13 protein-coding genes are annotated in these 12,400 nt (G+C 58.0%); 4 read left to right on the top strand and 9 right to left on the bottom strand.

All coding sequences use genetic code 11. From position 1 onward, the window contains the following. Positions 1 to 5 precede the first annotated feature (5 nt). A complete protein-coding gene (locus CORAM0001_RS01705; RefSeq protein ID WP_005509738.1) occupies positions 6 to 1,208 on the bottom strand; it encodes an alpha/beta hydrolase in 1,203 nt (400 codons plus the stop codon). Positions 1,209 to 1,583: 375 nt separating this feature from the next. Between CORAM0001_RS01705 and CORAM0001_RS01710 the strand changes: the two genes are divergently transcribed. Next, on the top strand, positions 1,584 to 3,173 hold the full coding sequence (locus tag CORAM0001_RS01710; RefSeq protein WP_040360739.1) for a Re/Si-specific NAD(P)(+) transhydrogenase subunit alpha: 1,590 nt from the start codon (positions 1,584 to 1,586) through the stop codon (positions 3,171 to 3,173). 6 nt (positions 3,174 to 3,179) lie between these two features. Continuing rightward, entirely contained in the window at positions 3,180 to 4,655 is a 1,476-nt protein-coding gene (locus CORAM0001_RS01715; RefSeq protein ID WP_005509672.1) for an NAD(P)(+) transhydrogenase (Re/Si-specific) subunit beta, read from the top strand. Between the two features lie 34 nt (positions 4,656 to 4,689). Here CORAM0001_RS01715 and CORAM0001_RS01720 read toward each other — a convergent pair whose 3' ends face one another. The 5 genes from CORAM0001_RS01720 to CORAM0001_RS01740 form a co-directional block, all read right to left on the bottom strand. Further along, positions 4,690 to 5,145, bottom strand: coding sequence for a GNAT family N-acetyltransferase (locus tag CORAM0001_RS01720; RefSeq protein WP_040360740.1), 456 nt, complete (start codon positions 5,143 to 5,145; stop codon positions 4,690 to 4,692). A gap of 87 nt (positions 5,146 to 5,232) precedes the next feature. Next, positions 5,233 to 6,117 (bottom strand): 5-oxoprolinase subunit C family protein, encoded by an 885-nt coding sequence (locus CORAM0001_RS01725; RefSeq protein WP_040360742.1) that lies wholly within the window; start codon positions 6,115 to 6,117, stop codon positions 5,233 to 5,235. 17 nt (positions 6,118 to 6,134) lie between these two features. Continuing rightward, the gene (locus tag CORAM0001_RS01730; RefSeq protein ID WP_040360744.1) at positions 6,135 to 6,788 is read right to left on the bottom strand and encodes a 5-oxoprolinase subunit B family protein; all 654 of its coding nucleotides are present in this window, start codon (positions 6,786 to 6,788) and stop codon (positions 6,135 to 6,137) included. Positions 6,789 to 6,858: 70 nt separating this feature from the next. Beyond that, positions 6,859 to 7,632, bottom strand: a complete 774-nt coding sequence (locus tag CORAM0001_RS01735) for a LamB/YcsF family protein (protein WP_005509681.1) — start codon at positions 7,630 to 7,632, stop codon at positions 6,859 to 6,861. Between the two features lie 90 nt (positions 7,633 to 7,722). Next, positions 7,723 to 8,934: an NRAMP family divalent metal transporter gene (locus tag CORAM0001_RS01740; protein ID WP_005509331.1), complete on the bottom strand. Its 1,212-nt coding sequence runs from the start codon at positions 8,932 to 8,934 to the stop codon at positions 7,723 to 7,725. A 148-nt stretch (positions 8,935 to 9,082) separates the two neighbouring features. Between CORAM0001_RS01740 and CORAM0001_RS01745 the strand changes: the two genes are divergently transcribed. After that, positions 9,083 to 9,772 carry a GntR family transcriptional regulator gene (locus tag CORAM0001_RS01745; protein ID WP_005509634.1) on the top strand — a complete coding sequence of 230 codons (690 nt, stop codon included), beginning with the start codon at positions 9,083 to 9,085 and terminating at the stop codon, positions 9,770 to 9,772. Positions 9,773 to 9,799: 27 nt separating this feature from the next. Further along, positions 9,800 to 10,765, top strand: a complete 966-nt coding sequence (locus CORAM0001_RS01750; protein ID WP_231367183.1) for a quinone oxidoreductase family protein — start codon at positions 9,800 to 9,802, stop codon at positions 10,763 to 10,765. Between the two features lie 13 nt (positions 10,766 to 10,778). Here CORAM0001_RS01750 and CORAM0001_RS01755 read toward each other — a convergent pair whose 3' ends face one another. From CORAM0001_RS01755 to CORAM0001_RS01765, 3 genes are all read right to left on the bottom strand, one after another. After that, positions 10,779 to 11,300, bottom strand: coding sequence for a hypothetical protein (locus CORAM0001_RS01755; protein ID WP_040360746.1), 522 nt, complete (start codon positions 11,298 to 11,300; stop codon positions 10,779 to 10,781). Further along, on the bottom strand, positions 11,297 to 11,614 hold the full coding sequence (locus CORAM0001_RS01760) for a hypothetical protein (protein ID WP_040360748.1): 318 nt from the start codon (positions 11,612 to 11,614) through the stop codon (positions 11,297 to 11,299). Before CORAM0001_RS01760 ends, CORAM0001_RS01755 begins: the two co-directional genes overlap by 4 nt. Positions 11,615 to 11,706: 92 nt before the next feature. After that, positions 11,707 to 12,399, bottom strand: a complete 693-nt coding sequence (locus CORAM0001_RS01765; RefSeq protein WP_040360750.1) for a metal-dependent transcriptional regulator — start codon at positions 12,397 to 12,399, stop codon at positions 11,707 to 11,709. Position 12,400 lies beyond the last annotated feature (1 nt).

Consider the following 12,400-nt stretch of genomic DNA (forward strand, 5'->3'; position numbering starts at 1 on the left):
CAGCTCTAGACGCCCTTGCGCTGAACATCCTTGAGCTCGGAGTCAGCAGCCAAGCCATAGTTAGCGCCCTCATAGACAGCCTTTGCTCGATTCGTTCCATCGAGCACATACTCACTAAAGGACAACACCAGCGAGCCGAGCACATTCTTGGACGGATCATCCAGGTAGGTGCCGTGGTAGGAACCGGTGACTACCGCCTCCCAGGCAGGCCCTGCAGCATCGCGGTAACCACGTCGATCCGCATCAAGAGGAACGATGTCCTCATGTTCCGCAATGGCAACTAGGCTCGGAATCTCCGGCGGGGTGGAAATCAGTCCAGCGTCGGAAGGCCCTGGGTTGATGGCGACCAGCCCACGGGTGACCATATCGATACCCGCAGCCTGGAAGGCCTTATCCATCCTGTTGTTCAGGAAGATCGCAGAGCCGCCACCTGCAGAGTGCCCGACCAGCATCGTGCGGGAGAAATCGATCTTGCCTGCAAGTGGCGTGGACTCGTCCTCATTGGCCGCTGCAGCAACTGAAGCTGCCAGCACCATCTGTGGCGCGAACCAGTTGGTGAAGTTGTAGCCAAGAGCCACGACATATCCGTGGCTTGCATAGAGTCGCGCTTGCGCGTCGTACATACCTGGCTCAGTACCAATGCCAGGGCTCAGAACCATCAGCGGCGCGGACTCCATGGAGTCAATATCCGCCGGGTAGATAAGCTGTGCGCCAACTGGGGAGGCGTTGGCCGATTCAGGCAATACGTCATAGCAACCGGTGGTGCCGTGGACACCGTGGAGGTCCCGCAGTACGCGGTTGTAGATGGTGTAGACGACACCATCACATGGCATAGCTTCACGGGTTGCGGCAACTGGGTGGGAGCCCATCGCTCCGAACTCCTTGCGCAGCTGCCCCGCTTCTGACGCGAACGGCTCAGTAATATGGCCACTTTCACCGCCGGAGGTGCCGCGGTTGGCGCCACCCATTACATCCACCAGGCCACCGCCAATTTTGTCCACGATTTCCGAATTCTGATAGTCGATGGCGCTTTCACGTGCAGTGATGTCCGGTAGCTGACCAATGCGCGGTGCCGCCTGCGCTGGCACCTGTCCGCCGAGAACTACACCGGCTGCGAGCGAGAGAGCAACCACCTTCGAGAACGTGCGCGCCCACCCTTGACGGGATGCCGGCACGGTCTTTCCGGCGGCACTTAGTGAACCAATCATCGTTTTCCTTAACTCTTACCAAGAACCTAGGAATACGAATCTACCTAATACGTAAAGATAGAAATACCCTCCCCCATATTTCACCCCTCAAACAATCATCCAGGGCGCTAGAAATGTTCACTCTCGCCCAAAATTAACACCTCCACCCCCATTTCCTACCCTCTCTGCAAGAGCGCGCAAATTCAGAAAACCCACCTCACCACCGTTACCCACATATTTTTATTATCTTTTTCCGCAAACGCCTCCGCTGCCTCCCTACCAGCGCATACCTTATTGACACCAAGGAGAAAGCGGCCACACCCACACTCACTGTTAACCGACAATCGAGTGCGCATGGCCCTTAATAAAACCCCCGAACAGAAAAGAACTCCCACAATGAGAATCGGCATCCCCTTAGAACCCGATCCCCAGCAAACAATTGTGGCTGCGACCCCGGAGACCGTCGGCAAACTCGTCAAGCTTGGCTACGAGGTCGCCGTGCAGGCTAACGCTGGCATGGCTGCTAAGTTCACCGACGCGGACTACGAATCCGCCGGTGCCACCATTGTCGACGAGTCCGTCTGGCACAGCGATATCGTCGTAACGCTCGACACTCCGCCGGAGCAGTTCCGTGCACTGCTTAACGACGGTGCCATGCTGATTAGCCGACTTGCGCCAGGCCGAAACGAAGAACTGGTCGAAGAGCTCGCGCAACGCAACATCACTGCCCTTGCTATGGATGCAGTTCCCCGCATTTCCAGGGCACAGTCGATGGACGTGCTGTCGTCGATGGCCAACATCGGCGGCTACCGCGCAGTTGTCGAAGCGGCTTCTGCATATGGTCGCCTTTTCACTGGTCAGGTGACTGCCGCAGGCAAGATGCCACCAGCTACCGTTTACGTCATCGGCGCTGGTGTCGGCGGACTTGCGGCGATTGGTACGGCCAACTCGATGGGCGCGATTGTCAAGGCAACAGACCTGCGCCCTGAAGCCGGTGAGCAAGTCGAATCGATGGGTGCGGAGTTCATCCCGATTCCGGCCGCGACCGAGAAGTCCGAAGATGGCTACGCCAAGGAAATGACCAATGATCAGGCTGCCGCTGCCGCGAAGCTCTACTCCGAGCAGTCCGCCCAGGCTGACATTGTCATCACCACCGCGAATATCCCGGGTCGTCGCTCTCCACTGCTGCTGACTGCTGCCGATGTTGCAGCTATGAAGCCAGGCAGCGTCATCGTCGATATGGCTGCCGCCGGTGGTGGTAACTGCGAGATGACGGTTCCAGGCAAGACCATTGTCACGGACAACGGTGTGACCATCATCGGTTACACCGACCTTGCAGGACGTCTGCCCGCGCAGGCATCGTCGCTGTACGGCCAGAACATCTTCAACCTGTTCAAGCTGATTACGCCAGAAAAGGATGGCTCTCCGGTTCTCAATCTCGAGGACGAGATTATCCGTGGCATCACGGTGACAAAGGCTCGCCCACAGAATGGCGCCGGCTCTACCGGAGCTGAGATTCTCTGGCCACCACCGCCAATCAAGGTCGCTGTCACCCCTGCTGCCCCGCTGCAGGAGCAGCAGGCTCACCAGGCCGCATTAGAAGAGAGTGCGCCGGAGAAGGTTTCCTTCATGGGATCGGGCATGGGCTCGAAGATTGCTCTGGGCCTGACGGCACTGCTGGCAATTGTGGTTATGCTCAGCGCACCGCACAGCGTGAGCGCCAACTTCATGGTTCTCACTTTGGCTATCGTGCTTGGCTTCTACGTGATCTCCGCGGTCACGCCGCGCCTGCACACACCGCTGATGTCTGAGACCAACGCGATTTCCGGCATTGTTCTGGTGGGTGCGATTCTCCAGGTGGGAAGCTCCAACCTGTTGGTTTCCGGTCTCGCGTTCGCGGCCATCGTGGTCAGCTCCATCAATATCTTCGGCGGTTTCGCCGTCACCGACCGCATGCTTGGCATGTTTGTGAAAGAGGAGGCATAAAGTCTAATGGCTAGCATTGATACTGCTTCGCTTCTGGACTGGACCTACCGCCTGTCCAACGTCGGCTACATTGTCGCCGCCGTCCTGTTCCTCGCTGCCCTCTCGGGCCTGTCCAAGCCGGAGACCGCTCGCCGCGGAAACGCCTTCGGTATTGCTGGTATGGCTGTCGCCGTTGTCATTGCCATCTTCCAGGCACTGGTCACCGCTGACACCAAGCCGGACACTCACCTCTCTCCGCTGGCCACTCTGATCCTCATCGCTGTCGCTATCGGCATCGGTGGTGTCATCGGCATCACTCGCGCTCGCAGCGTCGCCATGACTGGCATGCCGCAGCTAATTGCACTGTTCAACGGTCTGGTCGGCCTCGGGGCCATCTTCATCGGCTTCAACTCCTACATCTTCGCCGAAGATGTCACCGCCGATGCTCAGAAGTTCCACCTGGGTGAGGTCTACATCGGTGTCTTCATCGGTGCCGTGACCTTCACTGGCTCCATCGTCGCCGGCCTGAAGCTCTCCGAGAAGATCAAGGGCTCGCCGCTGCTGCTGCCGGGCCGCAACGCTCTGAACATTGCCATCCTGGTGGTCACTCTGGTTCTCCTGGCTGTCTTCATCGCAACCGGTACCAACGGTGGAGCCGTCGCATGGGCCTGCATGGTCGGAGTTACTGCCTTGGGCCTGTTCTTGGGCTGGCACTTGGTCATCGCTATCGGCGGTGGCGACATGCCGGTCGTCGTGTCCATCATGAACTCCTACTCCGGTTGGGCCGCTGCTTTCACCGGCCTCATGCTTGGCAACCCACTGCTCATCATCACCGGTGCACTGGTCGGTTCCTCCGGCGCCTACCTGTCCTACATCATGTGTGAGGCCATGAACCGATCCTTCGCCAACGTTATTCTGGGCGGCTTTGGCTCCGAAGCTACGTCGGCAAGCGCTGTGGAAGGCTCCCACACTGAGGTCAACCACGAGGACACCGCAGAAATCCTGCGCAACGCGGACAAGATTCTCATTGCTCCGGGCTACGGTATGGCTGTGGCACAGGCTCAGTACGCCGTCGCCGATCTGGTACGCAACTTGCGTGCCGACGGTAAGGAAGTGGTATTCGGTATCCACCCAGTCGCCGGCCGCCTGCCGGGTCACATGAATGTGCTGCTGGCCGAAGCCAAGGTTCCGTACGACATCGTGCTGGAACTCGACGAGGTCAACGACGACTTCGCCGATGTGGACGTCACTCTGGTCATCGGCGCAAATGACACCGTCAACCCGATGGCGGAACAGCCGGGCTCTCCGATTGCGGGCATGCCGGTGCTGAAGGTGTGGGAATCTGAGCGTGTGATTGTTTTGAAGCGTTCGATGGGGTCAGGTTACTCGGGCGTCCAGAACCCACTGTTCTTCAACGAGAACACTGACATGCTCATCGGTGATGCGAAGGCCAGCATCGATTCCCTGAACCGCATCCTGTCGGATTCGAAGGTCAACGCTTAGCACTTCGAATAAGCAGCGCCTCGGCAGTCATTACCTATGCTGCGTCACGCACCATCGTGATGTGCTCAATGCCGGCTTCCATGAAGGTCTCCCCGACCTCATGGAAGCCGGCTTTTGCGTAAACACCCTTCGCCTGGGTCTGAGCATGCAAAACCAGCCCGGTATTCGGGTGGTCTGCAATGACCTGCCGCAGTAGCTGTGACGACAGTCCTGTGCCGCGAGCCGCAGCATCGACGACAACGCGGCCGATTGTGCGCGGGTAGCTCGACGAAAACTCATCGAGCGTGTCAATCACACGCAAGTACGCAATAATCTTGCGGGAGTCATTGGCGTCGCGGATGAAATAGTGCTCCGCGGTGTCTTCTAAGTCGCGCCAGTCCATTTCCGGCTCAGCGCAGGATTGCTCTAGGTAGAACACGTCGGTGCGCAGTGCAGAGATGGCGTAAGCATCGGTCACGCTGAGATCGGAAAAGGAAGCGCGTTCAATCATGGTGGCTGATTTTACTGCGAAGAGCTGTGTGACGCTGATAGCTGGCAAACGTAGTGGCGCACCATCGCGCAGAATGACGCCGCAGACCTATGCCGCCCGCACCCGGCGGAATTGTACCTTCGCACCGGGCACCAATTGCCCGGCTCTCGACAATGACGGCTCCGTCAGCACACCAATGACCGGATATCCACCCGTCGCCGGATGATCAGGACCGAAAATAATCGGCTGCCCCGATGCGGGCACTTGTATCGCACCGGGAACCATTCCCTCGCTTGCCAACTCATGGGTGACCTGGCGCTCAAGAGTAGTCCCACTCAGCCGAAGCCCGACGCGGTTGGCCTCTTGCGTCACGGTCCATGTCTTGTGAAAGAAATCACTGACGCTTTCCGACGTAAACCAGTCCGCCCTAGGGCCAGGAACAACATCTAGGCGCGCAGTCTCGCTCGACCAATGAGGCGCGGGATAAATTGCGATTGACGACCCCGTCGAATACTCCGGGTCGCCGACCTGCAAGACCTGACCGGCCTGCAAAGGCGTTGGGCCGAGCTTGCCGAGCGTATCGTATGACCGCGAGCCCAGCACTTCCGCGACATCGATACCTCCTCGAATCGCGACATACCCGCGAAGACCGGCATCGAAGGTACCAAGCCGCACAATTGCCTTCGCCCCGACCACAATTCGGCTATTCATCGAGGTCTTGATGACCTTGCCATCCTGCTCGACAGTCACCTCACCGTGAGCTCCTGCAAAGGAGATGATTGCTCCCTCCGCTACTTGGAACTCCAACCCACCGACGACGCATTCGAGCACCGCCAGGCTTTCTTCGTTGACAACCATCCTGTTAGCAGCTGCCGCGGACTCGCGGTCGAACGCACCGGAGGTACTCACGCCCAGGCTGCCTTGCCCTGCACGGCCCAAATCCTGAATCGTCGTCAAAATACCGGGTCGAATAATCTGGATAGAATTCTTCATCTCTTCCGCACCCTTTTCTACGCCGCACTCACCGTAGAAGTCGCTTCAAATTGCACCTCAGTCCCGGGCTCAAGCAGCGCCGGATTAGGCCGATTTAAGTCCCACATCTCCACATCTGTATGCCCCAAGAGCTGCCAGCCACCGGGCGAATCGATGGGATACACACCTGCGAATTGGCCTGCAAGTCCGACAGAGCCCTTGGGAACTCGAGTGCGCGGCGTCGTAAGGCGAGGAATATCAAGCGGCTCTGGCCACCCCTGACCGCTCCCACGCACCATGTAATAAAAGCCCGGCGCGAATCCACCGAACGCGGCCGTCCACGGGCGCTCGCAGTGCCAATCAATTAACGCTTGAGGGCTCATCCCAAGGCTTTGTGCCAAGGACTCAAGGTCCGCGCCGTCATAGTGAACAGGAATCGTCATTGTTTTTCGCTTGTCGACGGTCTGCCTCTGAGTATTGTTGCCCCGCAGCGCAGTTTCGACTGCGCCGAGGTAGCGACGCGCCGGTCCGCGAAAGCGAAGTAGGAGCGTTTGAGCTGCAGGTACCCTGTCAACGAGTCCCTCGATCTCGGCCGCAGCAGAGTGTGCACGAAGTACCTTCGCCAACGGATTGGCCGATGATGAATAGTCGATAAGCAGCGCATTTGTTCCCATAGGGCGAATCTCGGCCATGGCGGTGCTGATCCTTTCTTTCTTGCGAGGTTGAAAACTGCGGTCGATAAGACCGGTGTACGAGTCCGCGCTATACGTGGGCAGCGACGGTGACTCCGGCGTCGACAAGCCCTTGGCGAATCATACGGGACAGTTCGACCGCGCCAGGGGTGTCTCCGTGCAAACAAATAGAGTCAGCCTGCACGGTCAACGGTGAACCGTCGTAGGCGGCGATTGGTTCCCCACTAGCCATTGCAATGACGCGTTTGACGACGGCATCGGGTTCTACAATGACCGAGCCCTCGAGTGCTCGGGACACCAGAGTTCCGTCGGAGTTGTATGCGCGGTCTGCAAAAGCTTCCCGAATCACAGGGAGGTCCGCGTCGAGGCTGAGCCGTTCGATGACCGACCCCGGCTGCGCCATAATGGCAAGTCCATCTCCGCAGGTGGAGCGAGCGAGCAGGAGCGCCTCCACCACTGCAGCGGCCTGATTTTCATCCACTGCGATGCGGTTATAGAGGGCACCGTGGGGCTTGACATAGGAAACTTCGGTACCCACCGCCCGTGCACACGCCGATAGGGCACCAATTTGATAGATGGTTTCGGCTCGCAATTCTCGATGTGAATAATCCATGCGACGTCGTCCGAACCCGGCGAGATCGCGGTAGGCGACGTGCGCGCCAATGCGAATTCCGCGCGCGGCAGCTGCCTCACAGGTCTCCATCATGACGCTAGCGTCACCCGCGTGATACCCGCAGGCAATATTCGCACTGGTCACAATGTCCAGCAGAGCGATATCATCACCCATCTTCCACGAGCCGAAAGCTTCCCCAAGATCAGAGTTGAGATCGATAGTGGCGCCCATAAACGTCACCGCTCCTTCCAAGTAATAATGCTGGTCTTTGTACCGTTGTTATGTTGGTTCTCATCTGAGCTGTGCGAGAAACCGGGGGGATTAGCCGAGCATTTCAAACACACCGCCGAATGAGCGCCACGCCAAGAACCAGGCGACTGCTACACCCACGATTCCGATAGCCGCCAACCACTTCGGGTACTTGTAGCCATTCATGAGGTCCGCGCGGAACAGGGCGATGTAAATCAGCACAGTAACGCCAATTGGTAGAACCAAGCCGTTGAAGGCTCCGGCGAAAACCAACAGCGTCGCTGGAGCCGTACCGATGACACCGAACAGCAGCGTGGAGATTGCAATGAGGACAATGGTGATTGTGTTTTGAGTCTTGGCTCCTGCACCCGAGGAACGAGTCAGAAACGTTGCCGAGGTGTAGCTGGCACCCACAATCGACGAGATTCCCGCAGCCCACAGGACAACGCCGAAGAAGCGCATACCCCAATCGCCTGCCGCAGCTTGGAATGCCTCTGCAGCGGGGTTTCCATCCGTATTGAGGACCACGCCACCCGCGACCACTCCTAAGACAGCTAGGAAAAGCAGGAAACGCATGATGGCCGTGACGATGATGCTCGTCACAGATGAGCGAGTGGTCTGCGCGAGGTTCTCTACACCGCCAGCGCCAGCGTCAAGCATGCGGTGAGCGCCAGCGTATGTAATGTAACCGCCAACAGTGCCACCGACCAGCGTGATGATTGCCAGCAAGTCAATCGTGTCGGGCATGACCGTGTTTTTCAATGCTTCCCCTACTGGCGGGTTAGAGCTGAACGCCACAACCCCAGTGACCAGGATCATCACGACACCGAGCACGACGAGTGCCTTGTCCAGCGCCATACCTGCCCGCCGGGAGAGAAAGAAGCCAATGGCGAGGATTGCAGTAACAATGCCGCCGATCTTTGCGTCCACGCCTAACATCGCGTTCGCGCCAAGTCCAGCACCGCCGACGTTGCCGATATTGAAGACCACACCACCAATGACAATGAGAATTGACATAAGCCAGCCCAACCCCGGAAGCACGGCGTTGCCGAGCTCCTGCGCGCGGTGTCCAGAGACAGCGATTACTCGCCACACGTTGAGCTGAATCGCGATATCAAGAAGCACCGAGATCAAAATGGCAAAGGCGAAAGCCGCGCCAAGTTTGGCCGTAAAGGTTGCGGTCTGGGTGAGGAAGCCCGGCCCGATAGCACTGGTCGCCATCAGGAATACAGCGCCGAGGAGTGCCGTTCGACGCGCCTTGTGGGCAGATGTTGAAGCGTCCATAGCGTAAGGCCTTTCCCTACAAGCCAGACGATTCCTACGTTGAAGGATTCCTACGTTGAAGATCGTCTGCACCGAGATTGTTGAACAATGTCTCGTATGTTAATTGGTGATGACCGCCACACAAAAGTGCTTTAGTAGTCTGTATTACATGACTACCCCCGGAAGCATCTTCGACGATCAGGCCCACACGTCCTCTGGGGAAAAACAACATGACGTTTCAGTAGCGGATGTCACCGCAACTGTCCTGCGCCGAGAGATTCTCGCCGGAAAGCACTACAGCGGCGAGCAGCTCCGTGAAACCCAACTTGCTGCGCGACTGCAGGTCAGTCGCAACACCATCCGACAGGTGTACCGGAAGCTGGAATCTGAGGGGCTACTTACTCACATCCCTCATCACGGCGTTTTTATCGCCTCCTTCGACAAAGAACGCATCCGCGAGCTGTATGCTTTTCGCCATGTCGCCGAATGCGGAACACTGCGGTCGCTAAGCACGAGCCAAGCAAAGCTCCTCGGCGAGGAGATTCTTTCTATTTGTGGTTCACAGTCATCATTGAACCTTCCCGAACGAAATAATGCCTTTCACCTCGCCATCGTCAGAGCTTCCGGGTCCCCCGACCTGTTAGCCACCGCCGAATCAATTCAGGCCCAACTCCGTCTTTGCTTTCTCTCCTACCCCCAAAGCATCGAGCTTCATGCCCGATACGCCAATCGCCACATCAGTATCGCCAAGGTTCTCATCGAGGACACGCCTAACCACGCCGCCGACCTCCTCAGCGCCTACCTCAATGAGTCGTTCGGTGCCGTCACCGCTGCCCTCCCGCTTGCCGATCGTTCGTAATTAGCAGCTAGGACTACAGTGATGGACATGGCAGCAAATCCAGGCAACGCATACGCAATGACCATTACGGAGTTCGGCCCAGCTGACATTTTCACCAGGACACTTATCGAGCCTGCTCAGCCCGGTCCCGGCGAAATCCTGGTCAAAACCATAGCCATCGGCGCGAATCCACTGGATTACAAGATGCGCGATGGCTCTTCCGGTCTGTGCGCAAAGTTCACCCCTCCGGCCGTCCTCGGACGCGAAGCCGCTGGCGAAGTCGTTGCCGTCGGCGAAGGTGTGGACAGCTTCGCCCCCGGCGACCGAGTCTTCGGCATGCGCGGCTTCGACGACTTCCGCGGCACTTACGCAACGCACAACGTCTTCCCCGCCGACAGTGTCGTCCGAACGCCCGATTCGCTTGACGACGTCACCGCTGCGGGCCTTGCCCTGGTGGGAATCACGGCGACCGTGGCTGTCAATCAGCTAGCAAAGGTGAAAAGCGGTGACACCGTACTCATTCATGGCGCCGGTGGTGGCGTGGGCCAGCTGATGACGCAGCTGGCGGTTACCCGTGGCGCAACTGTGTTGGCGAGTGCGTCGTCACGCCATCATGAAAAACTAGTGGGCTTTGGCGCGCAGCATATTGATTACACAGCGGAAGATGTATTCGAGGTTGTGCGACAGCAGTTCCCCGAGGGCGTAGATGTTGTGCTCGATGGCGTGTACTTCGACACTTTCCTCCCCTCGCTGGATGTGCTGGCATCGGATGGTCGGATTGTGGCGCTGCCTTCACTGGCCGATCTGGCACCGGCGAGGGAGCGTGGCATTGAGGCACACATTCCGGCTATTTCGAATGATACGACTATTTATGCCGACCTGGCCGACCGCGTGGTTGCCGGTGAGATTTCACTTCCTATCGGACTGACTAAGAATCTCACCGAGGTCGCGGAGGTCCACCGAATATTGGAAGACGGGCACGCTGACGGCAAGATTGTGATGACCGTCGAGTAATTCAAGTGCGTTACTACAGCTCGCGACGAGCGTTTTGATACGTCTTCGTCAGCGAGCACCACAGCTCGTCGGCATCAGAGATGGCTTCCACCAGCTCCCGGTTGGTCATAGTTTCGCGCTGCTCGCGCAGTCGGTTGTTTAGCTTCCGAGCACGAGAGAGCTCACCGCGTAGCTCGATGAGCTCCGGCGTTGCCTCACCGGAGGCAAATACATCCTTGTAGATGGTGCCAACGCCCATTGTGGTGTTCACGTTGTCCCAGGCAGAGAGGATTGCGGTGAGCTGGTACTCGGCGTCCATGGCAATCTGCTGCAGCTCAGCGTGATTACGCTCGACGAGCTCGTGCGCCTCAGCGCTGCGGCGCACACCGGCCCACGCCTGGTATGCAATGAGAATCGCAAGCACCAAGCCCGCAACTGGCAATGCATATTGCAGAATCCACAACGTGACACCGAAGAGCTGAACAATCAGGCCGAAGAAGAAAAATACGACAATGACCGTCACGCACCCGTTGTCGGAGCCTGAACGTTTACTCACCGCGGCGTCACCTCCGCCGCAGCATTCAAGATCGCATCGGCCCCCAGGTGGCTGGCGTAGCCAAGTCCGACGCCTGCTGCCAGAAGAAGTATTGCCAGCAGCGTATAGACGATTGCCTCTTTGACAGTGCTAGTGACCACGATGCGCTGCTCTTCGTAGTCAAGCAGTGTCCGCATGTCTTTGGTCGAGGCATTCAAGCGACGTTCGAGAGCGGCCATGTGTTCCTGTTGCTCGGCAGGCGAGATAGCGATGGCATTCAATGGCACATCAACGCTCTCGACACTGGCATATGCCTGCCGACGAGTACTCTTCACGCTGTCGAACGAAACTGACGGTGCGGGCGGCACTTTCGTCGGCCCAGTGAGATTCCGCGACACCTTATAGTAGGAGCGCGCTGCGGCTCTCGTCAGTTCGTTGTTGGAGTCGCCTTGATTGCCCATAGTGCCGAGTCTGCCACATGAATTTTCTTTGGCTCGGTATCGCCCACCTCATCGAGGATGGCGAAGACATGCATGCCTGCATATGGTGTGGCTTCGGCTCGGAGCACGGTCCCCGGGCCTACCCCTGAGGTAGCCAAATAGCGCAGCAATTCCGGATCGGAGTCGTTAATACGATCGACTACCACCATCGCGCCAGCTTCGATATCCGTCAGGTCGGTGCGTACTGCGCTGGCGATGGTACCGCTTGCACTGGGAATTGGATCGCCATGCGGATCGCGCTCAGGGAATCCCAGCATTGCATCAATGCGATTAATAAATTCCTCCGAGACCGCATGTTCAAGCTTTTCGGCTTCCTCGTGAACCTCATCCCAGGTGTATCCGAGAGTAGAGACCAAGAAGCTTTCAATAAGCCGGTGGCGACGCACCATAATCAGCGCAATATCCCGCCCACGGTCCGACAGGCTGATGCCCCGGTACGGCTCGTGGTTGACAAGGCCACGTGCAGCTAGCTTCTTCACAGCCTCGCTGGCGGTCGGCTTCTTTTCGCCCATCCGCTCAGCGACGTCGCCAAGTGCCACTTTTTCACCGGTGCGCTCGTGCAAATCCCAAATGACCTTGAGGTAGTCCTGGGTCTTTGCTGGTAAATCCTCCACGTGCATT

Source organism: Corynebacterium amycolatum SK46, from assembly GCF_000173655.1.
Classification (GTDB): domain Bacteria; phylum Actinomycetota; class Actinomycetes; order Mycobacteriales; family Mycobacteriaceae; genus Corynebacterium; species Corynebacterium amycolatum_A.